This is a genomic window from Streptomyces sp. NPDC048383, assembly GCF_040651775.1.
In the GTDB taxonomy this organism is placed as follows: domain Bacteria; phylum Actinomycetota; class Actinomycetes; order Streptomycetales; family Streptomycetaceae; genus Streptomyces.
In genome coordinates this window covers 84,946-109,487 of sequence record NZ_JBEZKS010000013.1, presented here as the reverse complement: position 1 = coordinate 109,487, position 24,542 = coordinate 84,946, and the positions used below count along the sequence as shown (strand labels likewise).

At 73.6% G+C, this 24,542-nt stretch carries 20 protein-coding genes; 13 read left to right on the top strand and 7 right to left on the bottom strand.

All coding sequences use genetic code 11. The features are described from left to right. Positions 1–4: 4 nt before the first annotated feature. Complete coding sequence (locus tag AB0D46_RS12255) at positions 5–895, bottom strand: TIGR01777 family oxidoreductase (RefSeq protein ID WP_362877232.1); 891 nt, start codon at positions 893–895, stop codon at positions 5–7. Positions 896–1,023: 128 nt separating this feature from the next. Beyond that, entirely contained in the window at positions 1,024–1,710 is a 687-nt protein-coding gene (locus AB0D46_RS12250) for a VIT family protein (protein WP_362877231.1), read from the bottom strand. A 76-nt stretch (positions 1,711–1,786) separates the two neighbouring features. Here AB0D46_RS12250 and AB0D46_RS12245 point away from each other — a divergent pair, with 76 nt between their 5' ends. Next, positions 1,787–2,905: a PP2C family protein-serine/threonine phosphatase gene (locus AB0D46_RS12245; protein ID WP_362877230.1), complete on the top strand. Its 1,119-nt coding sequence runs from the start codon at positions 1,787–1,789 to the stop codon at positions 2,903–2,905. A 154-nt stretch (positions 2,906–3,059) separates the two neighbouring features. Beyond that, complete coding sequence (locus tag AB0D46_RS12240; RefSeq protein ID WP_362877229.1) at positions 3,060–3,413, top strand: hypothetical protein; 354 nt, start codon at positions 3,060–3,062, stop codon at positions 3,411–3,413. Here the strand turns inward: AB0D46_RS12240 and AB0D46_RS12235 are convergent. Continuing rightward, positions 3,408–3,662 (bottom strand): hypothetical protein, encoded by a 255-nt coding sequence (locus AB0D46_RS12235; protein ID WP_362877228.1) that lies wholly within the window; start codon positions 3,660–3,662, stop codon positions 3,408–3,410. The two genes, AB0D46_RS12240 and AB0D46_RS12235, sit on opposite strands and share 6 nt — an antisense overlap. A gap of 107 nt (positions 3,663–3,769) precedes the next feature. Here AB0D46_RS12235 and AB0D46_RS12230 point away from each other — a divergent pair, with 107 nt between their 5' ends. Beyond that, complete coding sequence (locus AB0D46_RS12230; RefSeq protein WP_362877227.1) at positions 3,770–4,141, top strand: ArsC/Spx/MgsR family protein; 372 nt, start codon at positions 3,770–3,772, stop codon at positions 4,139–4,141. A 1,140-nt stretch (positions 4,142–5,281) separates the two neighbouring features. Here AB0D46_RS12230 and AB0D46_RS12225 read toward each other — a convergent pair. Then, positions 5,282–6,157: a Gfo/Idh/MocA family oxidoreductase gene (locus AB0D46_RS12225; RefSeq protein WP_362877271.1), complete on the bottom strand. Its 876-nt coding sequence runs from the start codon at positions 6,155–6,157 to the stop codon at positions 5,282–5,284. 278 nt (positions 6,158–6,435) lie between these two features. On the opposite strand from AB0D46_RS12225, the gene glnII reads away from it, so the two are divergent. The 3 genes from glnII (at position 6,436) to AB0D46_RS12210 (ending at position 9,448) form a co-directional block, all read left to right on the top strand. Beyond that, on the top strand, positions 6,436–7,455 hold the full coding sequence (glnII, locus tag AB0D46_RS12220; protein WP_362877226.1) for a glutamine synthetase: 1,020 nt from the start codon (positions 6,436–6,438) through the stop codon (positions 7,453–7,455). A 117-nt stretch (positions 7,456–7,572) separates the two neighbouring features. Then, on the top strand, positions 7,573–8,514 hold the full coding sequence (locus tag AB0D46_RS12215) for a hypothetical protein (protein WP_362877225.1): 942 nt from the start codon (positions 7,573–7,575) through the stop codon (positions 8,512–8,514). A gap of 349 nt (positions 8,515–8,863) precedes the next feature. Then, entirely contained in the window at positions 8,864–9,448 is a 585-nt protein-coding gene (locus AB0D46_RS12210; protein WP_362877224.1) for a winged helix-turn-helix domain-containing protein, read from the top strand. A gap of 151 nt (positions 9,449–9,599) precedes the next feature. Here AB0D46_RS12210 and AB0D46_RS12205 read toward each other — a convergent pair whose 3' ends face one another. Next, positions 9,600–11,045, bottom strand: coding sequence for a PepSY domain-containing protein (locus tag AB0D46_RS12205; RefSeq protein WP_362877223.1), 1,446 nt, complete (start codon positions 11,043–11,045; stop codon positions 9,600–9,602). A 75-nt stretch (positions 11,046–11,120) separates the two neighbouring features. Beyond that, positions 11,121–12,188 carry a hypothetical protein gene (locus AB0D46_RS12200; RefSeq protein ID WP_362877222.1) on the bottom strand — a complete coding sequence of 356 codons (1,068 nt, stop codon included), beginning with the start codon at positions 12,186–12,188 and terminating at the stop codon, positions 11,121–11,123. 65 nt (positions 12,189–12,253) lie between these two features. Between AB0D46_RS12200 and AB0D46_RS12195 the strand changes: the two genes are divergently transcribed. The 7 genes from AB0D46_RS12195 (at position 12,254) to AB0D46_RS12165 (ending at position 19,205) form a co-directional block, all read left to right on the top strand. Continuing rightward, positions 12,254–12,910 (top strand): rhomboid-like protein, encoded by a 657-nt coding sequence (locus AB0D46_RS12195; RefSeq protein ID WP_362877221.1) that lies wholly within the window; start codon positions 12,254–12,256, stop codon positions 12,908–12,910. A 79-nt stretch (positions 12,911–12,989) separates the two neighbouring features. After that, positions 12,990–13,784 carry a tyrosine-protein phosphatase gene (locus AB0D46_RS12190; protein WP_362877220.1) on the top strand — a complete coding sequence of 265 codons (795 nt, stop codon included), beginning with the start codon at positions 12,990–12,992 and terminating at the stop codon, positions 13,782–13,784. A gap of 114 nt (positions 13,785–13,898) precedes the next feature. After that, on the top strand, positions 13,899–15,824 hold the full coding sequence (locus tag AB0D46_RS12185) for a hypothetical protein (RefSeq protein WP_362877219.1): 1,926 nt from the start codon (positions 13,899–13,901) through the stop codon (positions 15,822–15,824). 82 nt (positions 15,825–15,906) lie between these two features. Next, positions 15,907–16,803, top strand: coding sequence for a metal-dependent hydrolase (locus AB0D46_RS12180; RefSeq protein ID WP_362877218.1), 897 nt, complete (start codon positions 15,907–15,909; stop codon positions 16,801–16,803). After that, positions 16,800–17,843, top strand: coding sequence for a PDR/VanB family oxidoreductase (locus AB0D46_RS12175; protein WP_362877217.1), 1,044 nt, complete (start codon positions 16,800–16,802; stop codon positions 17,841–17,843). The genes AB0D46_RS12180 and AB0D46_RS12175 overlap by 4 nt, the downstream gene beginning before the upstream one ends. 51 nt (positions 17,844–17,894) lie before the next feature. Beyond that, positions 17,895–18,647, top strand: coding sequence for a TetR/AcrR family transcriptional regulator (locus AB0D46_RS12170; protein ID WP_362877216.1), 753 nt, complete (start codon positions 17,895–17,897; stop codon positions 18,645–18,647). A 21-nt stretch (positions 18,648–18,668) separates the two neighbouring features. Then, positions 18,669–19,205 (top strand): GNAT family protein, encoded by a 537-nt coding sequence (locus AB0D46_RS12165; RefSeq protein ID WP_362877215.1) that lies wholly within the window; start codon positions 18,669–18,671, stop codon positions 19,203–19,205. Here AB0D46_RS12165 and pulA read toward each other — a convergent pair. Further along, positions 19,192–24,513 (bottom strand): pullulanase-type alpha-1,6-glucosidase, encoded by a 5,322-nt coding sequence (gene pulA / locus AB0D46_RS12160; protein WP_362877270.1) that lies wholly within the window; start codon positions 24,511–24,513, stop codon positions 19,192–19,194. The genes AB0D46_RS12165 and pulA overlap by 14 nt on opposite strands. Positions 24,514–24,542: the final 29 nt, after the last annotated feature.

The window sequence follows — 24,542 nt, the reverse complement described above, 5'->3', positions numbered from 1 at the left end:
GGGCTCAGGCCAGGGCTGCCCTGATGGAGTCGTCGATGCCCGGGTGGCGGAAGACGAAGCCCGACTCCAGCAGGCGGGCAGGGCGCACCCGCTGACTGCCGAGCACGTCCTCGGCGAACTCCCCGATCGCGATGCGCAGGGCCGGCGCGGGTACGGGGAACAGGGTCGGGCGGCGCAGCACGCGGCCCATGGCGGCGGTGATCTCACGGTTGGTCAGCGGCTCGGGCGCGGTCAGGTTCACCGGGCCGGAGAGGTCGGGGGTGTCGATCAGGTGCCGCAGGGCGGCGATCTCGTCGTGCATCGAGATGTACGACCAGTACTGGCGGCCGTTGCCGAGCCGACCGCCGATGCCCGCCTTGAAGACGGGGAACAGCTTCCCCCAGGCCCCGCCCTCGGCCGCGACCACCAGCCCGGTACGGGCGAACACGGTACGCACGCCGGCCTCGCGGGCCGGGGCGGCGGCCGCCTCCCACTCCACGCAGACGGACGGGAGGAAGCCGTGGCCCGCCGGTGCGGTCTCGTCCACGGGGCGGTCGCCGGTGTCGCCGTAGTAGCCGACGGCGGTGCCGCACACCAGGACCGGCGGAGGGCTGTCGAGGGCGGCCACGGCCTGGGCGATGGCGGCCGTGCCGAGGACGCGGCTGTCGCGGATCTGCCGCTTGTACGCCGCCGACCAGCGGCGGTCCCCGACGCCGGCCCCCGCCAGGTGCACGACGGCCCCGCACCCCACGAGCCCGGCGGGGTCGACGCGGCCGGCGGCGGGGTCCCACCGCGCCTCGTCCGGCCCGGCGGGCGCCCGCCGCACGAAGCGCACCACGTCGTGGCCGTCGGCGCGGAGTGACTGGGCGAGGGCCTGCCCGATGAGTCCGGAGGATCCGGTGATGGCGATACGCATGCCCCCAGTCTGCCGCCGCCCTGGCCGGGCGGGGCGCCGCAACTCCCCGGGGCGGGGCGGGGGCTGCGTCCGGGGTCGGGGCGCGGGTGGGGGCTGCGGGTGGGCGTGGGGTGCGGGCGGGGGTGGGGTCAGGTGGTGCCCAGCAGGGTGCCGGCCGCGTACGTGACGGCCATCGCGAGGGCGCCGCCCGTGACGTTGCGGAGCACCGCGCGGGGCACCGGCGCCCCGCCCAGCCGGGCGCTGACCACCCCGCACAGGGTGAGCGCGGCGAGAACGGCCGCCACCGTCACCGGCACCCGCGCCGACGCCCCCGGCAGGACGATCGCCAGCAGCGGCAGCAGCGCCCCCACCGTGAACGCCACCAGGCTGGCCACCGCCGCGTGCCACGGGTTCGCCAGTTCGCCCGGCTCGATCCCCAGCTCCACCCGCGCGTGCGCCCGCAACGCGTCGCGCTCCGTCAGCTGGACCGCCGCCTCCCGGGCCAGCTCCTGGCCCAGGCCCCGGGCGGCCAGCAGGTCGGTGAGTTCGTCCAGCTCCTCCTCCGGCTGCTGCGCCAGCTCCCGCCGCTCCACCTCCAGCGCGGCCCGTTCCGAGTCCCGCTGCGAGCTGACCGAGACGTACTCCCCCGCCGCCATCGACAGCGCGCCCGCCAGCAGCCCGGCCACCCCCGCCGTCAGGATCGCGGTCCGCGAGTTGGTGGCGCCGGCCACGCCCACGACCAGGCCCGCGGTGGAGATGATCCCGTCGTTGGCGCCGAGCACCCCCGCCCGCAGCCAGTTCAGGCGGGTACTGATGGCCGCGCTGGTATCCGTCACCGCTCCACTGTCCCGGGCGACGCCCAGGGGGGCCACCCGGCGTGCGCGGCCCGGTACCGCGTACCAGGGTGGAGGGGTGAGACGCGCTTGGGAGGATCCGGGCAGGCTGCACGGTGCCCCGCCGCCGCGCTGGGCCCGGTTCGCGCCCGCCGTGGCCCTGGTGGCACTGTGCTGCGCCCAGTGGCTGACGCCCGGCAACGTCGAGCTGGGCTACTTCCTGGCGGCCCTGCCCGCGGTGGCCGCCTTCTCCTACGGCGCCGCCGGCACGGCCGTCTTCGCCGCCCTGGTGCTCGCGCTGCTCGCCTTCCCCGACCTCGGCGTCGGGCACGCGCGGGGCTCGGACCTGGCCACGGTGGCCGTCGTCGGGCTGCTCAGCGTGGTCATCGCCTGGGTGCGCCACCGCCGGGACGCCCAGCTGGTCAGCGTCCGTACGGTCGCCGAGGCGGCCCAGCTGGCGGTGCTCCCGCCCGTACCGGAACGGGTGGGTCCGGTACGGTGCGCCGGTCTGTACCGGGCGGCCCAGCAGGGCACGCTGGTCGGCGGCGACCTGTTCGACGTACGGGCCGGCCCCTTCGGGGTGCGGGCGGTCGTGGGCGACGTCCAGGGCCACGGTCTGGCGGCCGTCGGGACGGTGGCGGCGCTGCTCGGTGCCTTCCGGGAGGCGGTGCTGGACGACCGGGAGCTGGTGGACGTCGCGTCGCGCCTCGACCGGCGGCTGGTCGCGGACGCCGCCGCTGAGGCGGTGGAGCATCCGGAGCTCTTCGCGACGGCCGTGCTGCTGGAGTTCCCGACCGGGCTGGACCTCGTACGGATCGTCTCGTGCGGGCATCCTCCGGTGCTGCTGCTCCGGGACTTCGTGGCCTCGGAGGTCACGGTGGAACCGGGCCCTCCGTTGGGTCTGGGACTGGCCGGCCCGGCGCTCCCCCCGGTGACCGAACTCCGGCTGGTGCCGGGCGACCGGCTGCTCGCGCACACCGACGGAGTGACGGAGGCGCGCGACGCCGGCGGCCGCTTCTATCCGCTGGCCAGCCGCGTTCCGGTGCTGGCGAGCGACCCGGCGGGCCTGGTCCGGGCGGTCTGGAAGGACCTGGCGTCCTTCACCGACGGCGGGCCGCACGATGACGTGGCCCTGCTGATGTTGTCGGTCGGGGCGGAGGGGCCGGTTCCGCGAGGCGGCGTGACCGGCCCGTACTGATCGGATGATCAGTTGGTAACAGTGCGGGCTACGGCCCGGTTTTCGTGTTTCGCTCGCAGCACGACGACAGCGAAGAACACGATGAGCGCGATGAGCGCGAGGCCGGCCGCGATGACCGCGGCGCGGGCCCCGCGCACGAGAGGACGAGGCCCCCATGCACGCACCGCGTCAGCACAGGAAGCGCTTGGCGGCGGTCGCCGCCGCGGCCACGGCGGCCGGGCTGCTCACCGGGGCGATGCTCCTGGGGTACGAGGCCGGCGACCACTCCGGGCCGTCCACGGACCGCAGCGGCGGAGCCTCCGCCGGCATGGCCCCCGCCGGCGTGCCCCCTACCGAGGCGCGGACGGGATCCATCCACTTCGTCGGCGGCGAGGGCGGCGACGAGGGCGGCGGCACGGTGGTCGGCGTACCGCTGGAGCGGGACGGGACCGCCCGGTCCGGCGGGTCCGGCGGGTCCGCCGACGCATCCGGCTTCGTCGGCGGACCGGACGTCATCGCGGCGTCATGAGACGTCGCGGATGAAGGAGCGCACCATCTTGCAGGTGAGGTTGGACGGGCGGTGGATGCCCACCCGTACCGCCATCGTCCGGATCTTGCGGTTGGTCGCGCGCTTGACGTCGTAGGTCCCGGTGTCGAGCAGGGATATCGCGAGCCGCATCGCCTTCAGACGGCGGTTGTGGCTCTCGTACCATTCGCGGGGCAGCCCCGCGGGCAGCGGCTTCTTCTTGGGCATCACAATGACAGCGGCAGCGGCCATCTACAGCCTCCCAAACGGTAGTTGGCTTCCTGTCGTTCTCCTTCGATTTTACCGGGGGGCACTGACAAAAGCCCCTGGCCAGACGGAGTCCAACTAGGCTGGCGGCCATGGAGATCTGGATCAATCCCGCCTGCTCGAAGTGCCGGAGCGCGCTGACCCTGCTGGACGCCGAAGGCGTCGATTACACGGTCCGCCGATACCTGGAGGACGTGCCGTCGCAGGACGAGATCCGCGCGGTGCTGGAACGCCTCGGCCTGGAGCCCTGGGACATCACCCGCACCTCCGACCCCCTGGCGAAGGAGACCGGCGTACGGGACCTCCCGCGCGAGGAAACCGACACGGCCCGGCAGCGCTGGATCACCCACCTGGCGGCCCACCCGAAGCTGATCCAGCGCCCGATCATCACGGCCGAGGACGGCACGGCCGTCATCGCCCGCTCGGACGAAGCCGTCCGGGACGCCCTGTCCCGTAAGGGATAAGGGGTAGGGGGCGGGGAAGCCACCCAGGCGGTGCGGGGGCGGGGGCGGTTCTGAGCGGCGGGGTCGGGGGTGACGGAACCCCGTTGATCCGGATCAGAGCGGGTTTGGTGGCTTCCCGCCGGTCTCATCGTCTCTCCGCGTCGGGCCGGTCCCTCAAGGGCGCTCCCTTCGGTCGCGTCGCTACGCGATGGCCTACGGCCACCCTTGACCGACCGACCCGCCACGGAAAAACGAAGACCAGCGGGAACCCCCCAAAAGAACGGTCACGGGTCAGAGAGACGAGGAACGGGTCTCTCAGCGATGAGGCGAGGGACCAGGGGCTGGCCGGTTGGGCACACGGGCACGCCGGAGGGCCGGCGGCCGGGCCCCGGGCGCGGCCAAGAGCCCTACCCTGCACTCCAGAACGACCAGAGCAGTCTGGAGTGCGGGTAGGCGGGGGCACGCGCCGGTTCACCGTGGTTCGTCGCTCGGCTCAGCGACTGACCACCGGCCGTGGCTGGACATAAGCCGCACCAGCCCAGTCCATGGCCGAGGCCGTCTCAGCGACCGTCGACCGCCCGAGACCGGACCCCAGACCACAGACACCGGACGGTGGGGGGACGGGTCGCAGGCGCTCGCCAACAGTCTCCACGGGCGGTGTGGGCTGCTTATGTCCAGCCACGGACGGTCGACGGACGCTGAGCCGAGCGACGAGACACGGCGAACCGGCGCGCGTCCCCGCCTACCCGCACTTCCGAGTGCTCTGGTCGTTCTGTTGGGCGGGTAGGGCCGTTGGCCGCGCCCGGGGCCCGGCCGTCGGCCCTCTGAGGCGCCCGTATGCCCCATGGGGCAGCGCCCGGTCCCTCGTCTCGTCACTGAGGGACCCGCTCCTGCTCATTCCTCCCCCGTGACCGTTCTTTTGGGGGGTTCCCGCTGGTCTTCGGCTTTTCGTGGTGGGTCGGTCGGTCAAGGGTGGCCGAAGGCCATCGCGAAGCGACGCGACGACGAAGGAGGAGCGCCCTTGAGGGACCGGCCCGCCACGAAGAGACGATGAGACCGGCGGGAAACCACCAAACCCTCCCTGATCCGGACCATGGGCACCCCGCACACCCCCCACCCCCGCCCAGCAGAACCAGCCCGCCGCGCGGGGGCGGAGCCGCCTCACCCCTCCAGTTGCTGCTCCGCCAACGCCAGGATTTCCGTCAGGCGGGCGCCGAAGGTGGCTCCGCGGGGGTCCGGGGTGCCCGTGTGGGCGGCGGTGAGGAGGGCGTCCAGGGCGCGGCCGTAGGCGGCCGGGACGTCGCTCCAGTCGGGGAGGGCGAAGACGCCCTCGGTTCCGCGCAGTTCGAGCCCCACGCCGGCGGCGGCCTGGGGGGCGCTCAGGCTGAGTACGGCGGTGCTGGCCGCGCCCGAGGTGTGGCGCAGGGTGAGTTGGACGACGTCGGCGGGGCCGCGCGCGGCGGTGACGGAGGTGACGTCGCCGAGGACGGGGATCAGGACGGACAGAGCGTGCGGGCCGACGTCCCACAGGCCGCCCTTGGACTTGCGCCAGGGCGAGTCGGCGTAGGCGCCGGGGGCGCCGTCGGGCGGGAAGACGGCGCCGAGCCAGTGCGCGGAGGCGGTGAACCAGCCGGTGCGCCCGGCCTGTTCGTCGACCCATCCGGCGGTGGGTTCGGCGAAGCGGAGGGTGAGGAAGACGACGGAGGCGACCTGGTGCCGGGCGACGGCGTCGGCGACGGCGCGGGCGTCCTCGACGGTCGTGGCGACGGGTTTGTCGAGCAGCAGGTGGCAGCCGGCGGCGGCCGCGCGGACGGCGAGGGGGGCCTGGACGTCCGGGGGGAGGGCGAAGGCCACCGCGTCGCAGTCGGCGAACAGGGCGTCGGGGTCTTCGTACACCTTCACGCCGAACTCCTCCGCGAGCTCGGCGGCCGCTTCGGGGCGCCGGCCCCAGATCCCGGCGAACTCGGAGCCCGGGTGGGCGGCGAGCGCGGGGGCGTGGGTGCGGCGGGCCCAGGGGCCGGTGCCGAGCAGGCCGATGCGGGGGCGGGGGGTGCCGGGGACCTGGTGGGGGGCGGGGCCGGGGGCTGCCTCGGGGGCGCCGTCGACGGGGTTCACATCGTACGAAATGCTCACGCGCCCAGTCTGCCGCACCCGGACGGGTGTGCGGTCGCCAACCCGCACGACCCGTGCGACCTGCGGTGTAAACCTCGGTAACACGGGGTTCACACGCGGGCAACGGAGGAGAAATCGCGGCGGGGGACGCTGCGGAGGACACCATGGCGATCCACAGCACCCGCAGAGTCAGGATGGGGCCCGTGAGCTACAAGGCTGAGTACATCTGGATCGACGGCACCGAGCCGACGGCGAAGCTTCGCTCCAAGACGAGGATCCTGACGGACGGCGAGGCGCTGCCGATCTGGGGCTTCGACGGGTCCAGCACGAACCAGGCGGAGGGCCACGCCTCGGACCGCGTGCTCCAGCCGGTGTTCTCCTGCCCGGACCCGATCCGCGGCGGCGACCACCTGCTCGTCCTGTGCGAGGTCATGAACATCGACATGACCCCCCACGTGTCGAACACCCGCGCGCTGCTGCGTCCGGTCGCGGAGGAGTTCGCCGACCAGGCGCCGATCTTCGGCATCGAGCAGGAGTACACGTTCTTCGACGGCGCCCGCCCGCTCGGTTTCCCGGTGAACGGCTTCCCGGCGGCGCAGGGCGGCTACTACTGCGGTGTCGGTTCGGACGAGATCTTCGGCCGGGACATCGTCGAGAAGCACCTCGACCACTGTCTGGCGGCGGGCCTGAGCATCTCCGGCATCAACGCCGAGGTCATGCCGGGCCAGTGGGAGTTCCAGGTGGGCCCGGTGGGTCCGCTAGAGGTCTCGGACCAGCTGTGGATCGCGCGGTGGCTGCTGTACCGCACCGCCGAGGACTTCAACGTGTCGGCGACGCTGAACCCGAAGCCGGTCAAGGGCGACTGGAACGGCGCGGGCGCGCACACCAACTTCTCCACGAAGGCGATGCGCGAGGACTACCGGGCGATCATCTCGGCGTGCGAGGCGCTCGGCGAGGGCTCGAAGCCGCTGGACCACGTCAAGAACTACGGCGCCGGCATCGACGAGCGTCTGACGGGGCTGCACGAGACGGCTCCGTGGAACGAGTTCAGCTACGGGGTCTCCGACCGCGGCGCCTCGGTGCGCATTCCGTGGCAGGTGGAGAAGGACGGCAAGGGTTACATCGAGGACCGCCGGCCGAACGCGAACGTCGACCCGTACGTGGTGACGCGGCTGATCACGGACACCTGCTGCACCGGGCTGAAGAAGGACGGCCTCGTCTGAGACCGGCCCCCGACGGCCGTGGCGCCCGTCCTCCCCCGCGGGAGGGCGGGCGCCGCGCTGTCGGAGGGGCCCGCCAGGGGCCCTCGCGCTGTCAGTGGGGCCCGTCAGGCTGGGCCCATGCTGCCCGTGAAGGTCCACACCGAACCCGCCGAGTCCTACGAACGGCCCGCCACCCCCTGGCTCCGCGAGCTCGTGGAGCGCATCGGGGCGCCCGGGGACCGGTTCCTCGTGGTGAACCGGATCCCCGACGAACCCGACTCCTTCGTCCAGGTCTGGCACGAGGCGGGCGGTGACTACCAGGTGGAGCACCGGGCCGGCGCCCCGGACCGGCACTTCCAGGCCTTCGTGCCCACCGCGGCCGAGGTGGCGCGGATGATGCTCGGCTGGGCTCGGCAGGAGAAGGGCTGGGACCTCGGGACGGCGTGGGAGCGGCTGGACTTCCCGGTGGAGGAGGCGCCGCTCCCGCTCGACGAGGCGGTCGAGGAGGAGCTGACGGGGCTCGTCCGGGAGCGGCTGCGGTGCGGCTACGACGACCGGGCGGCGCTGACCGAGTACGCCGGTTACGTCCTCGGGGGCCCGGACGGGAACGCGGGCCCGGGCCCGGGCGCGGGCGGGTCGCTGGTGTCCCCCGCGCAGGCCCGGCAGCTGGTGGACCGGCTGTGGCGGGAGCGGGTGGCCGAGCAGGCCGGCTGGGAGGGGGAGACCGATCCGGAGCGGCTGACCCGGGCGTTCGAGGCGCTCGACGCGCGCGGGATCACGGCGCGGGAGAACTTCGCCTGCTGCCGGAACTGCGGGCTCGCGGAGATCGGCGGAGAGGGCGCGCAGGACGCGCGGGGGTTCGTCTTCTTCCACTCGCAGTGCACCGAGGGTGCGGCGGCGGGCCACGATCTGTGGCTGTTGTACGGGGGGTTCGCGGCGGGGGACGAGCTGACGGCGTCCGTCGGCCGGGAGGTGGTCGCGGCGCTGGACGGGGTGGGGCTGCATTGGGTGTGGGACGGATCTGCCCAGGATGCGGTACGGGTGACCGGTGTGGACTGGCGGAAGCGGCTCGTCGGCTGACTGTTTGTCGGGATTGTGACGTCCTGACGAAACCTTGATCACGGAATATGAGATTCCGCTCCATCAGGTGAGATGGGGCCTGCCCCGGGCCCCGTACATCTGCTTCAATGTGGCCCATGGCCAGCCACCAGCACACCTCGACAGGTCGCAGAGACCTCGAACCGTTCTGGCCCTCCCGTCAGGATCACGATTTCGACCGGGTGTGTTGCCGCGCGAAGAACGCGCCGGCCCTCTAAAGCCTTCCGGGACCTCCCAAAGACCTGCCCGAGGCCTTCGGTCTGCGCGGTACGACAACGACGACGTACGTACGTCTCCTGCCGACCACTCCGCGTGAAAGAGCTGACCACTCATGACCAACACCCGTTCCCTCGTCTCCGGCACCTCCGCCGCGACCTCCGCTCCCCTGACCTTCCCGCCCAGTCCCCGCCACCGGCTGCGAGCCGTCGACCGGGACGAGGTGGCCCGCGTCGTGGACCTGCTCCCGCCCGGCGCCACTTGGCTGCCCGCGCCCCAGCACACCCTGCCGACGCTGCCCGGCAACCCGCCGATGGTCGGCTACCTGGTGCTCGTACCGGCCGACCAGCAGCCGCCGATCGCCTTCGCCCCGCGGTCCGTCCCGCTCCCCTCCGCCGCGGCCCCGACGACCACCGGGGACGAGCTCGTACGGATCGACTCCGCGCAGCGCACCGCCGAGGTGGACGGTCAGGTCCTGGACCTGACCTACCTGGAGTTCGAGCTGCTCGCCCACCTCGTGGCACACCCCCACCGGGTGCACAGCCGGGACCAGCTGGTCACGACGGTGTGGGGTTACGGGCACGTCGGCGACGGCCGGACGGTCGACGTCCACATCGCCCGACTGCGCCGCAAGCTGGGCGCGGCGCACCGCGGGACGATCCAGACGGTCCGCCGGGTGGGCTACAAGTACGCGCCCTGAGCGGTGTGTCGACCGGCGTCGGCGACCGGCCGTGACCCGCGCCCGCGCCCGTACGGTCGCGGCCTGCCGGCCCCCGGCCGGCGCTCCGGAACGACGGTGGGCCCGCACTCTCCGGGGGGAGTGCGGGCCCGGCCGCGTGCGCGGTCGCGTACTAGACCTGCGGCTCAGGTGTCGTCGCCCGGCGGCGGGCGGCCACGAGGCCGAGGAGCACGTCACCCGCGAGGAAGACGAGCAGGCTGATGCCCAGCATCGGGACGAACCAGCCGACGAGCGCGGTCACGGCGGCCAACGGCAGCAGCAGGGTCACCGACAGCTTCCGCCAGGCACCGCGCGGCTGCGGACGTCCCACCGCCAGCTTGCGCTCCTTGGTGGGGCGACGCATCCACCACATCCGGTAGCCCCACACGACGAGGAACATCACGGCGACGGCCAGCGCGGCCAGGGCGAGCTGGTTGGCGAGCCCGAAGGTCAGGCCCATGTGGAGGTCGATGCCGAAGCGCGTCAGCTGGGCGAGCAACGGGTGGTCGGCGAAACGGAGTTCGTCCATGATCCGACCGTCGGCGGGGTCCACCGCGACCGCGTCCAAGTGCACCGGGAACTGCTTGTCGGTCTCCTTGACGACGTAGCCCTTGCCCTGGGCGGGGAGGGTGACGCGCAGGCTCGCGTCCACCCCGACGGCCCGGGCGGCGTCCACCGCGCGGTCGATGCCGATGTCGGTGGTGGGCGGCGGCGGGGGCATCTCCATGCCCTCCGTCATCACGTGCCCGGCGTGTTCGCCGGCGCCGCCCGCCGCGCCGTTCAGGGCGGCGGCGACGGAGGGAGTGGCTCCGCCGAGGCGGTCCTGGAGCTGCCCGATGTTCTCGCCGGCGTAGCGGGACCAGGTCAGGCCGGTGGCGGAGAGGACGACGAGTCCGACGACGGCCCACAGGCCGACGGTGCCGTGCCAGGACAGGGTCCGGCGGCGGCCGGTGGCCCCGCGGTCGGGGAGCACGAGGTGGGCCTTGCGGGAGCGGCGACGACCGATCCACAGGGCGAGCCCGCCGAGGGCGACGACCCACAGCCAACTGGCGGCCAGTTCGCTGTAGTTCCGGCCGAACTCGCCGAGCTGGAGGCTGGAGTGGAACTCGCTGAGCCAGGCCCGAAGCGGCAGCGCGTCACCGGCGGTGGTGAGCTGTCCGCGCACGTCGGCGGTGTACGGGTCGACGAACACGGTGAGGGTCTCGCCCTCACCGAGGCCCGGGCTCTCCATGATCACCCGGGTGGTCGCCTCCTCCTCGGGCGCGGGCCACACCCCGAGCACCTCGCCCTCGGGCGCGGCGGCGCGGGCGGCCCCGACCTGGGCGCTGAGCGGCAGGGCGCTCCCGCCGACCCGGGCGACGGTCAGTTCGTCGGAGTAGAGGACCTTCTCGGCCTGCCAGGAACCGGCGTACAGCAGGCCGGTGGTGGCGGCGAGGAACAGGATCGGGGCGATGAGCAGCCCCGCGTAGAAGTGGAGGCGCAGGAGCAGCGGGCGCAGGGCGGCCCAGGTGCCGCCGGTGCGCTTCGGTGGTGCGGCGGGGTCCCCGGTGGGGGCGTCCGGAAGCACGTCGAGAGACATGTCGGTCCTCAGGTTGGCGAAGGCATGGGTGGGCGGCCCCAGGTCTCGCCCCCCCTCGCCGAGGAGGTGCGCCGGTCAGGCGCGGGCAGGACGGCCGGGGGCCGTGGCGCGGGCGATCCACCGGCCGGGCGGCCCGCGACGTACCGCGGTGTGGGCGTGGACGGCGCCGCGCAGTCGGCGCGGTCGGTCGCAGGGGGCGCGGTGCGCGGGCGGGCGCGGTACGGGGGCCACCCGGGTGCGGAGCAGCGCGAGGGCGCGGGCGAGCGGGCGAGCGGCCAGTAGCGCGCTCGCGCCGAGGACGCCGACCAGCCGGAACACGGCGGCTTCGCCGCGGGCCAGCCAGGCGGCGCAGAAGAGCCCGGCGAGGACGTGCGCGGCGATCATGCCGAGGCCGCCGTGGGCGGCCATGGCGGTCATGTCGTGCAGGCCGGGCAGGCCGGGCAGCGCGTCGGGCAGGCCGGGCAGGGCGTGCACGCCGTCGGCCACGGCGGTCATACCGGGCAGCGTGTCGGGCAGGCCGGGCAGGGCGTCGGGCGGGGCGGGCAGCGCGGCCAGGCCGTCGGGCATGCCGATCATGCCGTCGGGCGTGCCGATCATGCCCTCGTGGATGCCGGCCCCGGTCATCTCGTCCGTCAGGCCGGACGGGGCCGTGTCGTGGGTCAGGCCGGCCGTGCCGGCCGAGCCGTCGGCCGCGTCGGGTATGTCATGTGCCATGCCCGCCATGTCATGCGCCGTACTCGGCACGCCGTGGCCCGCACCCGGTACGCCGTGCCCCGCTCCCCCGGCCGGACCGGCCGCCGACCCGACCTCGCCGGCTCCTGCAGGCACCGCGTGCGCGGGGTCGTGGTCGAGGGGCGACGGCGGGGTCGCGGCGGGCGGGGACGCGTGGGCCTGGGCCGCCGAGAAGGTGAGGTGGAGCGCAGCCTGTACGCCGAGCAGTGCGGCGCCGATCCCGGTGGGGCCGCGGCGCCGGCCGGCCGCGAGCCAGGCGAGCGCGCCCGTCACGGCGAAGGCGGCCGTCAGCGTACCGAGGGGGACATTCGTCCCGGACATGTACGAATGCCCCAGCGCACCCAGTGCCACGCACACGGCCGCGAACATCGCGGCCCGTACGACGCGCAGCGGCGCGGGGGTCCCGGACATGTTCCGGTCATATTCGCACGAGGCCCGGTGGTGCCGTCGACAGGGCGGTGTCCGATCATGGGCGGGTGAATCCATTGCCATGGTCATGGTCGTTGCCCTTCGGCGCGGTGTACGCCGCAGGGGTGCAGCTCGGCGCTCACGCCCTGGACCGGCTGGGTCCGGAACGCCGCGACCGGGTGCTGCTGGGTTGTTCGACGAACGTGGACAACCTTTCGGCCGGCCGCTGGGAAACCCTGCTGAGCAGTGCCTTCGTCGTCGAGGAACCGATGCCGCTGCCCTACGCGTTGCTGCTGGTGGCGGTGCTCGGGTACGCCGAGTACGCGTACGGGGCCTGGTGGACGGTGGCCGTGTTCCTCTTCGGGCACGCCTCCGCGACCCTGCTCGTCTACGGCGCGCTGCGGCGCACCACCGACCGCCGGACCCGGAGCGCGTTGGACGTGGGCACGAGCTACGGGTTCAACGCCGTGCTCGGCGCCCTGACCTCGGCCCTGCCGCCCGGGACCGTACGGAACGCGGCCCGGGTGGGCCTGCTGGCGCTCGCGGCGCAGCCGGTCCTGCGTCGGGAGCGGACCTTCACCGACGCCGGGCACCTCGCGGCGCTGGGCGTGGGGATCGGACTCTCCCTGGCTCTGGACCGACTGGTTCCGGACCGGCCGATTCCGGACCGGCCGGCCCTCGCCCGGCATGTGGGACCGGCTCGTCGGCATACCGCTCTTGCCTGACCCGAATGATACGAATGATCTGAATAATCCGAATGACACGAGTAATCCGACCCTCGCGCATACCGCTGGAGACGCCACGATGACCGCCACGCCCTCCACCACCGTCGCCAACCTCCGCGATCTGGGTGGCACCCCGCTCGCCGGCGGGCGGACCGTCCGGCCCGGACTCGTGCTGCGCTCGGGCTCCCTCGACCGGCTCGACCCGGCCGCGGACCCGGTGGTGGCCGCGCTGGGACTGCGTACGGTCATCGACTTCCGCAGCGACTCCGAGCGCGCCGATCACCCCGACCGGCTGCCGCAGGGCGCCCGGCTGGTCGTGCGCGACGTGTTGGCCGACAAGATGAACGACGGCAGGATGCCCGCCGCGACGCAGCTGAAGGACCTGCTCGCCGATCCGGTGGTGGCCGAGGAGCACCTGGGCGGCGGCAGGGCGCAGGAACTCTTCGGCTCGGTCTACCGGTCGTTCGTCAGCTCCGGGTCCGCGCAGGCCGCCTACCGCACGCTGCTCGTCGAGGCCGCCGACCCGGAGTCGGGTCCGCTGCTCTTCCACTGCACGGCGGGCAAGGACCGTACGGGGTGGGGCGCGACGCTGATCCTGGCGCTGCTCGGCGCCGACGACGAGACCCTCATGGCGGAGTACCTGTCGGTGAACCCGGCGGTCAAGGCGGCCTTCGCCCCCATGATCGAGGGCTTCACGGCGGCGGGCGGGGACCCGGACATCGCGCTCGCCCTGATCGGGGTGTTCCCCTCCTACCTGGAGGCGGGCCTCGACGAGGTCCGCACGCGCTACGGGTCGATCGAGAAGTACGTGCGCGAGGTCCTGGGCGTGTCCGAGGAGACCATCGAGGCGCTGCGGACCAAGCTCATCGCCTGACCCCTGCCGCGTCCCCGACGACCCGGGGGCGGAGAGCGCGCCCGGGGCCCGGTTCGTCCGAACGTGTGCGCTGGGGACGGGTGACCATCCGACGAATCGCTCGTTCTGCTGAACGTGACTGCGCCGGATACCGCCACCCGCCCCCTGCCTCCCGACGTCGAGCAGGCCGAGGCCGCCATCGTCGAGCACTACCCGCGGCTGGTGCGGCTCGCCTATCTGGTGCTGCCGCCCGCCCTTGGCCGCAATCGGCGGGTCCTGACCGCCCATTCGCTGACCCAGCGCGCCCTGCCGCGCGGTCGGCGGGCCGCGGGGGCCGACGCCGCCCTGGTGCGCGGCGGGGTCCCGGCGCAGCGCGACGGGGCGGACGGGCCCGAGTCGGGCTACGCGTACGTCCGGTTGCGGGTGCTGCGCTCCGCGCTGGAGGCGGGGATCCCGCTGAGCTTCCGGGCGCTCCCGCTGCGCGGGCAGTTGCCGCCGCTGCTCCCCCAGGTGTGGGGGCTGCGGCTGTTCCCGAGGTCGGGCGGGGCGGAGGAGCTGGCGCTGGACCAGTGGCTGGCCGGGTTGAACGGGCCCGGTCGGGCGGCCTGTGTCCTGCGGGCGGTGGAGGGGCTGGCGGAGCCGGACGTGCTCCGGGTGCTCACCGAGGCCGGGGTCGCCGATCCGGCGGCGGCGGTCGCGGAGTCCGGGGATCCCGCGCACGACGCCCTGTTCGCTTCGCCGGAGTTCGATCCTTGCGTGCTCCAGGCCCGGCCCACCGATCTGTTGCGCCGCCGGCGGTTCACCCGGGCCGGGTTGGCGGCGGCCGCGGCTCTGGCGGTGTGCGGGGCGCTGCTGGCGTTGCCCGGCGGTGGGTGGGGTTCCGACGGGCCGGCCGCTCCGCCGTACGCGTTGAACGCGGCGGCCGAACAGGCTTTGGATCCGGGGCAGTTGGTGCGGGCTTCGGCGGCGCTGTGGCGTACGTCCTCCCGTACGGACTACTCGGCGTGGCCGGCGCGCGGCGACCGCGCCGACGACGTGGAGCTGCTGCGTCGGGCGTTGGCCGTATGGGCGCGGCCGGGGAAGGGGGTCGTGGTGTCGGCGACGCCGGGGACCCCGTCGGGCCCGCCGATGGGGCCGCCGCAGTTGTTGTTCGCGGGGGCCGTCGACCAGGCGGTGGTGGTGCTGCTGTACGACGGGCTGCGGGTGGTCCGGTACGCGGAGCCGCGCGCCGGGACCGCGGGGGCCGCCCTCGACTTCGCCCGGACCGACGGGGCGTCGGCGGACACCGCGACGGGGCTCGTGCTCAGCCGGGTCGACGGCAACGTCCGCTACCTGACGGCCCCGTGGGTGACCGGCGCCGCCCTGCGGGACCTCCTCAAGCCCGCCGAGGCGCCGGTGGCGCTGAAGCTGACGCCGGAGGGGATCACTCCGCCGGTGGCGAGTCCCGCCCCGGGCGGCAGTTGCGGCAGCTGGAACGCCATGGCGCTGACCGGTGACGGGGCGACCCGGCTGGTCACGGACCTGGGCGAGCTGACGCCGGCCCGGCTGACGTCGGGGGCGCCGGGCGCCGCGCGGGACGTGTCGGAGGCGGCCGAGCTGGGCGAGTGGTCGAAGATCGCCTGTCTGCTGCCCTCGGTCCGCTCGCACGGGGTGCGCGGCGTCAACGCCTGGACGTACGCGAAGCAACCGCTGCCGGAGAACGACGGAACGGCGACCTGGCTGTGCACGCGGGCCGAGACCTGGCAGGGCGGGTCGGACCGGGTGCAGGCGCAGTTCCTGGCCCCGGGTGCGGCGCTGGCGGCCCAGGCGGCGAAGGCGGAGGGGACGGCGGCGTGCGGGCCGCGGGAGCCGCGGGTGTTGGCCGGGGTGCTGTGGAAGTCCCGGGCGGGGAGTTGGTACGTACTGGCGGCGGGCAGCGCGCAGTTCGCCTCGTTGTCGGTGTCGGGCGGGGTCAGCGGTTCGGCGACGGGCAACCGGTTGGCCGTGAAGGCTCCGGAGGGCGCGCAGGTCGATCTTTCGGGCAAGCTGACGGACGGTACGAAGGCCGGGGTGCTGCGGTAGGCCGCGTCGTCCCGGTGGGACGGTGGCAGATTGGCGTGCCGGAGGGGTTTTCCTCTCCGGTACCCGTCAGTACATTGACGCCATGTCTAATACGCCGCTCGTGCCCGCCCCCGTGGCGTCGGAACAGACGGACCTCCAACCGCGGAACGTCTCCTTCTCCTGGCAGGACACCCCACTGCACTGGCTGCCCGGCGATCCGTTCGCCGGGCACACCATCAACGTGCTGCACCTGCTGCTGCCCGCCGGCGAGCGCTGGTTCGTCCACGTCTACAAGCAGGTCCTCCCGCACATCACGGACGAGCGGCTGCGGGCGGACGTCATCGGCTTCATCGGGCAGGAGGCCATGCACGCCGCCGCGCACGACGACGTGCTCCCGCACCTGAAGCGGCTGGGCCTGGACCCCACCCCGTACACCGCGCAGGTGGACTGGCTGTTCGAGAAGCTGCTCGGCGACCGGACCCTGCCGCCGGGGCGGGCCCGCAGGTGGTGGCTGATGGAGCGGGTCGCGATGATCGCGGCGATCGAGCACTACACGGCGTTCCTGGGCGACTGGATACTCAACGCCGACGAGCTGGACCGGCGCGGCGCCGACCCGACGATGCTGGACCTGCTGCGCTGGCACGGCGCCGAGGAGGTGGAGCACCGCTCGGTGGCCTTCGACCTGTTCATGCACGTGGACGGCAACTACCGCCGCCGCGCCCGGACCTGGGCGACGGCCTTCACGGCCCTGGTGTTCCTGTGGCAGCGCGGCGCCCGCTTCTTCATGGAGAACGACCCGCACCTGCCGGCCGCGAGAGCCTCCCTGGGGCAGTTCTTCCGGGCGGGACAGCAGGGCGTCCTGCCCTCGGCGGGGGCGATGGCCAGGTCGATCCCGACGTACCTCTCCCGTACCTACCATCCCTCCCAGGAGGGATCCACCGCCCAGGCGGAGGCCTACCTGGCCACCTCGCCCGGCGCCAACGGCGGAGTCCGGCCGTGAGGCGGGCCCTGGCCGTGACCGCCGTGGCCGGCGCGGCGTTCCTGACCCGGCGCGCGCTGGGCCGGCGGATCCGCCGCTCCCCGCTGTGGCCGCTTCCCGCGCTGGAGAACCCGGTGTCCGGCCACTCCCCGCGCCGACTGCTGCGCACGCTGATCGTCTCCCGTACGGAGCCGGCGCAGGGCGTGCTGCGGCTGGTCCTGGAGTCCCCCGAGCTGCCGGCCTGGACCCCGGGCGCGCACGTGGACGTCGTCCTCCCGTCGGGCCGGGTCCGCCAGTACTCGCTGTGCGGGGACCCCGCCGAGGTCGGCCGGTACACGATCGCGATCCGGTTGATCGAGGACGGCCGGGGCGGCTCCCGCGAGGCGCACGCGCAGCTGGTGGAGGGCGCGGAGCTGGAGGTCCGCGCGCCCCGCAACCGGTTCGAACTCGCGCCGGCGCCCTCGTACGTCTTCGTCGCGGGCGGCATCGGCATCACCCCGATCCTCCCGATGCTCCGCGCGGCGACGGCCTCGGGCGCCGACTGGACGCTCCTGTACGGCGGCCGCTCCCGCGCCTCGATGCCGTTCCTGCCCGAACTCGCGGCGTACGGGGACCGGGTCACGGTCCTGCCCGAGGACGAGACGGGCCTGCCCGACCTGAGCCCCCTGGCGGCGCTCGCGCCGGGCACCCTCGTCCACTGCTGCGGCCCGGAGGCCCTGATGCGGGCCGTCACCGACGCGGTGGCGGACCCGGCGACGGTCCGCCTGGAGCGGTTCGCCCCGGCGGCGGGCGGCCCGGCGCGGCCCTTCACGGTGGAACTGGCCCGCTCGGGGCGCGCGGTGGAGGTCGCGGCGGACGAGTCGACGCTGACGGCGGTCCGCCGGGAGCTCCCGAACACCCCGTACTCCTGCGAGCAGGGCTTCTGCGGCACCTGCCAACACCGGGTGTTGGCCGGGGAGATCGACCACCGCGACGCGCTGCTCACCGACGGCGAACGCGCGGACTCCATGCTCCTGTGCGTCTCCCGCGCCGCCGCGGACCGCCTGGTCCTGGACCTGTAGCGGCCGGTGGGGGCCCGACTCCCGTCCCGTGGGGCGCAGTAGGGTGTCGGCATGACAACCGGGGTGCGGCGCAGGATGGGAGTCGAGGAGCGGCGGCAGCAGCTGATCGGGGTGGCCCTGGAGCTGTTCAGCAACCGCTCCCCCGACGACGTGTCGATCGATGAGATCGCGGCGGCCGCCGGGATATCGCGGCCGCTCGTCTACCACTACTTTCCCGGCAAGCTCAGTCTGTACGAGGCCGCGCTGCGGCGGGCCGCCGACGAGTTGGCGCAGCGGTTCGTGGAGCCGCACGAGGGGCCGCTCGGGGCTCGGTTGCTGCGCGTCATGGGCCGGTACTTCGCGTTCGTGGACGATCACGGGCCCGGTTTCTCGGCGTTGATGCGCGGTGGTCCGGCGGCCGGCAGCAGTCGGGCGAACGCGATGATCGACGAGGTGCGTCAGGCGGCGTACGAGCAGATCGTCTCGCACATCGGGGTGCAGGATCCGCCCGCCCGGCTGGAGTTGGTGGTGCGCTCCTGGGTGTCGCTCGCCGAGTCGACGGCGTTGATCTGGCTGGACGGTCGGCGCATTCCGCGCGCCGAGCTGGAGTTGCAGCTGGTGCACGACTTCGCGGCGCTGGCCGCGGTCAGTGCCTCGTACGACGCGGAGATGGCGGGGATCCTGGGGCAGATCCTCGTGCACGAGCCGGCGGACGGGCCGTTCGGTGAGCTCGTGACACGGCTGGTCGGGCTGGTGCCCGGGGCCGGCTCGGCGGCCGGCTGCGGCGAAGGTGACGGACGCGGCGGGGTGCCCGCGGCCGGATGATCACCGCGCGATAATGCCCGCGTGATCATTGACGACGAGATCCTGTTCCGGCGGGCCGTGGAGAAGGACGTCGGCACGTTGGTCGACCTGTACGACCAGGCCGCCCGGTGGATGCAGAAGCGCGGGATCGAGCAGTGGAAGCCCGGTGAGAAGGACGCCGCGCACTTCGTGAAGAAGATGCGCGAGGGCGAGGTGTGGCTGGCCGGGGACCCGGACCGGCGGATCGTCGGGGCGTACGAGCTGTGGTGGTCCGACGAGGAGGCGTGGGGGGTCCAGCCGCCGGTCGCGGGGTACGTGCACCGGCTGATGGTGGACCGGCGGACCGCGCCGGCCGGGGCCGGGCGCCGCATGCTCGAACACGTCGAGCGGCGCGTCGCCCGGTCCGGGCTGGCCCGGGTCCGGCTGGACTGCGTCTCCACCAACCCCCGGCTGCTCGCGTACTACCGCAACGCGGGCTACCGGGTGGTCGGGGAGTTCCCCCACAAGGAGGCGTCGGACGGCAGGGTCTACGGGGTGATCCTGCTGGAGAAGCGGCTGGACCGGCTCACCGTCGTGTGAAGACGGCGACCGAGCGGGCCGGCGTGGTGAACTCCCCCTTCGTCGCGTCGTACGAGGCGGTCTTGACCACCGGGTCCGCGCCCGCCCGCTGGACGGGGTGCAGGGCGTACGCGGTGCCCGCGAGGGCGGGGACGCGCTGCCGTTGGGCGGTGGGGGCTGCGTTGAAGACGACCACCAGGTCCCCGAGGGTCATGGTGATCACGCCGGGGGTCTCCTCGGGGCCCGAGAGCGGGAACGCCAGCTTCGACTGGACGGCGTCCGCGGTGGTGAGGGCGAAGGCGCTCTCCGTCGTGCGGATCCGCAACAGGTCGCGGTAGGCGGCCGAGGTCGCGGTGATCTCGGCGCAGCCGGGGGCCGGGCCGGTGAGCAGGGGCTTCGCGTACGTCCACTTCGACTGGTTGTCGGCCGCCGGCGGCAGGCCGCGGCCGAAGCCGTTGCCGTCCCGGCAGTCCCAGTGCAGGGCGTTGAACCAGTCGCCGCTGTCGTAGGAGTTGCGGTCCAGGGACTTCGAGCGGAGCAGGTCGGTGCCCGCCTGGGAGAGGGCCGGGCCCTGCGAGAGCGCGGCGGTTGCCATGGCCAGGACGTGCGCACGGGCCTGGTCGGCGGGCGAGGTGCCCTGCGGGAGCTTGAAGGTGAGGGCGTCGGCGAGGGTTTCGTTGTCGTGGGCGTCGACGTAGGCGAGGGCGTCGCCGGGCGCCGCCGCGTAGCCGGCCGGGGAGCCGTTGTAGTCGACCTCGGAGCCCTTGACGCGGCGGCCGGTGGTGTCGGTGAAGGTGTACGGGGCGAGGTTCCCGGACAGTCCGACCTTGATCAGGTCCTGGGAGTGCAGGAGCCGGGCGCGCTGTTCGGCGGGGGTCCCGTTGGCCGGTGAGGCGTTGGGGGCGGTGAACAGGCCGGTGGCGAAGCCCTGGACGCGCGGGTCCTCGTCGAAGGGTCCGCCGCCGCGGACGGCGTCGCGGGCGCGGTCGGAGAAGGTGGCGATGCCGGTGCCCGCCATGTTCTTCTGGGTGGCCTGGACGAAGCGGGCGTCGTCGGCGACCTCGCCGAAGTTCCATCCCTCCCCGTAGAGGACGATCTTCTTGCCGTCGACGCCGTCCTTGGCGAGGGTCAGGGCGTCGAGGGCCTTGCGGACGGCGAGGACGTTGTCCTTGGGGTGGTGGCCCATCAGGTCGAAGCGGAACCCGTCGACCTTGTACTCCTTGGCCCAGGTGACCAGGGAGTCCACGACGAGCCGGCCCATCATGGCGTTCTCCGGCGCGGTGTTGGCGCAGCAGGTGGAGGTGGCGACGCCGCCGTCGGCGAGGAGCCGCTGGTAGTAGCCGGGGACGATGCGGTCCAGGACGGACGTCTCGGCCTGCCCGGAGGCGACGGTGTGGTTGTAGACCACGTCCATCACGGTGCGCAGCCCGGCCCCGTTCAGCGACTGGACCATCCTGCGGAACTCGACGGTGCGGGCGGTGCCGTTCGGGTCGCTCGCGTACGAACCCTCGGGAACGGTGTAGTGCAGCGGGTCGTAGCCCCAGTTGTACGCGTCCTTCGCGGCGGCGGCCGCCACGCAGGCCTGTTGCTCCGCACTGTCGGGGGCGTACACCTTCAGGTCGCAGGCGGGTTCGGTGCGGTCGGCGGGCTTCTCCGGGATGGTGCCGATGTCGAAGGCCGGCAACAGGTGGACGTAGGAGGTGCCGGCGGCGGCCAGTTCCCGCAGGTGCCGCATGCCGGCCGAGCCGGTGTCGGTGAAGGCCAGGTACTGGCCGGGGTGGCGGCTGGTGCGGTCCGCGACGGAGAAGTCCCGGACGTGCAGTTCCTGGATCTGGGCGGAGGTGAAGGGGACGGCCGCCGGCTTGCGCAGGTCCTTCCAGCCGGGCGGGGCGAGCTTCGGGTCGGTGAGGTCGACGGCGAGGCTGTGCGTGGAGTCGGCGGTGAGGGCGGTGGAGTAGGGGTCGGTGACGAGGTTGCGGACGACCTGGCGGGTGCTGGGCGCCCACACGGTCACGGCGTACCGGTAGGGCTTGCCGGTCCAGGAGCGTTCGCCGCGCACCGACCAGACGCCGGTGGCGTCTTCGCGGCGCATGGGGACGGTGCGGCCGTCGAGTTCGAGGGCGACCTGCTGGGCGGTCGGCGCCCACACGGACAGGGTGGGGCGGCCGTCCTTGAAGACGGGGCCGAGGGCGGCGTTCGTCGCGTACAGGTCGTCGAGGACGCCGGCGAGCTGGACGCCCGTGGCGGCGAGGACGGCGCCGTTCGCGGTGCGGGCGCTCGCGACGAGTTGGCCGCGCGGGGCCTCCCGTACGCGGTCCCGGTCGCGGGGGTCGACGGTGAAGGCCGGGTACGCCGCCAGGTGCGGGAACTTCTGCTTCTGGGCGGCGGTGAGCTCGGAGCGGTTCAGCCGCAGCCAGCCGGCGCCGGCTTCGCGCAGGACGCCGTTCTCCGCGGTGATGCGGCCTTCGCGGGAGGCGAGGAGCTGTACGGAGGCGGCTGCCGGGGGCGCCTTCCAGGCGACGGTGTCCCGGTCGATCCAGACGGCTTCGGCCTTGGTGAGGTCGAGGGCGGCGGCCGATCCGGCGGGCTGCGGCAGCAGGTACGGCTGCCGGCCGGCGAGCGTCCACACCTCGTGGCCGGTGGCCTTCAGGTCGAGGGACTGGTCGGTGGGGAGGTCCTTCTCGTCGCCCTTGTGCAGGACGTAGCTCAGGCTGGTGGCGCCGGCCGCGAGGGGCACCTCGTAGACCGCGCCCCAGGGGTCGAAGCGGGCGCGCATCAGCGGCTTCGACCAGTCGGTGGGGTTCGCCGCGCCGGTCCAGACGTGCAGGCCCCAGCCGTCGTACGCGCCGTCGGGGCGCTGGTGGTGCAGGACGGCCTTGGTCGTGTCCTGCGGCGGTTGGGCGGGCGGCTCGGTGCGGGCGGGTTCCTTGCCCTGTTCGAGCCAGATCTCGCCGGTCCTCGTCACGTCGATGGCGCGGTCGACGGCGACGTCCTTGGTGCCGTCCTTGTCGATGACCAGGTAGTTGACGGTGGAGGCGCCGGGCTTGAGCTTGACGTGGGCGAAGGCGCCGTAGGCGTCGCGGCCGGTGAAGGCGTGCCCTTCGGGCCACGGAGTGGATTCGCCCTCGGCGATGTCTCCCCAGGCGTACAGCCGCCAGTTCGCGTAGTCGCCGTCGGGGCGGTTCCAGTGGACGACCGCGTAGTCGCGTGCGGCGGCGGTCGGGGTCTCCTTCGGCGGCGTCTGCCCGGCGACGGAGGCGGCGAGGGCGCCGGCGGTGCGTCCCGCCGCGTCGATGACGACGGCCTTGTACCGCAGGGGCGTTCCGGCCGGAGCCGTGACGTGCTGGGTGACCTTGTACGGGGCGTGGTCGGCGGAGCCGAGGACCTGCCACTTCCCGGTGCCGGTCTGCGCGGCGAACACGACCCGGTTCAGGCCGCCGCCGGTGACCTCGGCGGACAGCTCGACGGTGCCGGTGGCGCCGGGCGCCGGGGCCTTCAGGGTGAGCGCGGGCTTGACGGTGGGCGCCGCGAGCGGCGCCACGGCCTGCAGGACCACCGAGCCGAGCGCGGGCAGCGGGACGGTGAGCTTGCCGGCCGCGGAGGCGCGGACCAGGGCGGTGCCCCCGTACAGGTGGCGGTACTGGGCGCCGGCGGGGGCGTCGATCTCGACGGTGCGGGCCTCGGGGGCGTTGTTCGCCGCGACCAGGTACTCGGTCCGGGTGCGGGCGTCGGTCCGGGCGAAGGCGTACACCGGCCCGTCGGCGAGGCGCTCGCTCTGCACGCCGTCGCGCAGGGCCGGGTGGGCCTTGGTGAGCTTCGACAGTTCGCTGATCCGCCGGTACAGCGGGTGCCCGGGGTCGTAGGCGTCGCTCGCGTGGGTGCGGGCCGTGCCCAGCTGGTCGTCGTCCAGGTAGTCGGCGGTGCGGGAGGCGAACAGCGGCTGGCGGGCGTCCTTGTCGCCGCCCGCGCCGGTGAAGCCCTGCTCGTCGCCGGAGTAGACCACCGGGTTGCCGCGGGAGAGGAACATCAGCTCGTTGGCGAGCCGGTAGCGGTCGAGGAGCTCCTGCTCCCCCGCCCCGGGCCGGTCCTGCTTCAGGAAGGTCCCGAAGCGGCCCATGTCGTGGTTGCCGAGGAAGGTGACCTGCTCGTACGCGTTCGCCTTGTCGGTGGTGTAGCGGTAGTCGTCGGCGAGTACGGAGCCCAGCCGGCCGGCGGCCGCGCCCTGGGAGGCGTAGGCGCGGATGGCGTCCTGGAGCGGGAAGTCGAGGGTGGCGTCGAGCCGGCCGCGGGTGACGTACGGGGAGGTGACGGCGGTGTCGGCGGAGTAGACCTCGCCGAACATGAAGAAGTCGTCGCGGCCGCGCTCGGCGGCGTACGCGTCGAGGGCGGTGGCCCACTTGGTCCAGAACTCGGTGTTGACGTGCTTGACGGTGTCGATGCGGAAACCGTCGATCCGGAAGTCCTTGACCCACTTCTGGTAGATCTTCTCCATGCCGCTGACGACCTCGGGACGCTCGGTCCACAGGTCGTCGAGCCCGGAGAAGTCGCCCTGCTCGGAGGACTCGCCGGCGAAGGTGGAGTCGCCCCGGTTGTGGTACATGGTGGGGTCGTTGAGCCAGGCGGGGACCTTGAGGTCCTTCTTCGCGTCGGGGACGAAGGGGGTGCGGGGGAAGGACGCGGTGCCGGTCTTCGGGAACGTGGCCCGGCCGGCCGCGTAGTCGGCGTCGTCGAAGGGGACGCCGCCCTTGGTCAGGTAGGGGAACGCGCCCTTCGACAGGTAGGAGCGGGATCCCTCGCGGTAGTCGACGACGTCGGCGGTGTGGTTGGTGATGACGTCGAAGAAGACCTTCATCCCCTTCCCGTGCGCCTTGTCGATCAGCTTCTCCAGGTCGGCGTTGGTGCCGAAGTGCGGGTCGACCTGCGTGAAGTCGGTGATCCAGTAGCCGTGGTAGCCCGCCGAGGCGTCCTTGCCCTCGCCCTGGACCGGCTGGTTCTTGAAGATCGGAGCCATCCAGATGGCGGTGGTGCCGAGGCCCTTGATGTAGTCGAGCCGGTCGGTGAGGCCCTTGAGGTCACCGCCCTGGTAGAAGCCCTTGTCCGTCGGGTCCAGGCCGGTCTGCGACCGGGTGCCGGTGAGGCCGCCGCGGTCGTTGCGCGGGTCGCCGTTGGCGAACCGGTCGGGCAGGACGAAGTAGAACTGCTCCCGGGTCAGGTCGTGCCGGGCCGGCTCGGCGGCCAGCTTCGCGTCGGGGGGCGGAGCGGGGGCCTGTGCGGCGGCCGTCGCCGGGAGCACGGGCAGGAGCGTCACGGCCAGGGCGGCGGCGAGCACTCCTGCGGCAGGGCGTATCAAGGCGGGTT

Coding starts and splice junctions, on each gene's coding strand:
- AB0D46_RS12255 (WP_362877232.1), bottom strand. CDS start 895: ATGCGTATCGCCATCACCGGATCCTCCGGACTCATCGGGCAGGCCCTC.
- AB0D46_RS12240 (WP_362877229.1), top strand. CDS start 3,060: ATGCACGCACCGCGTCAGCACAGGAAGCGCTTGGCGGCGGTCGCCGCC.
- AB0D46_RS12235 (WP_362877228.1), bottom strand. CDS start 3,662: ATGGCCGCTGCCGCTGTCATTGTGATGCCCAAGAAGAAGCCGCTGCCC.
- AB0D46_RS12230 (WP_362877227.1), top strand. CDS start 3,770: ATGGAGATCTGGATCAATCCCGCCTGCTCGAAGTGCCGGAGCGCGCTG.
- AB0D46_RS12215 (WP_362877225.1), top strand. CDS start 7,573: ATGCTGCCCGTGAAGGTCCACACCGAACCCGCCGAGTCCTACGAACGG.
- AB0D46_RS12210 (WP_362877224.1), top strand. CDS start 8,864: ATGACCAACACCCGTTCCCTCGTCTCCGGCACCTCCGCCGCGACCTCC.
- AB0D46_RS12205 (WP_362877223.1), bottom strand. CDS start 11,045: ATGTCTCTCGACGTGCTTCCGGACGCCCCCACCGGGGACCCCGCCGCA.
- AB0D46_RS12200 (WP_362877222.1), bottom strand. CDS start 12,188: ATGTCCGGGACCCCCGCGCCGCTGCGCGTCGTACGGGCCGCGATGTTC.
- AB0D46_RS12190 (WP_362877220.1), top strand. CDS start 12,990: ATGACCGCCACGCCCTCCACCACCGTCGCCAACCTCCGCGATCTGGGT.
- AB0D46_RS12180 (WP_362877218.1), top strand. CDS start 15,907: ATGTCTAATACGCCGCTCGTGCCCGCCCCCGTGGCGTCGGAACAGACG.
- AB0D46_RS12170 (WP_362877216.1), top strand. CDS start 17,895: ATGACAACCGGGGTGCGGCGCAGGATGGGAGTCGAGGAGCGGCGGCAG.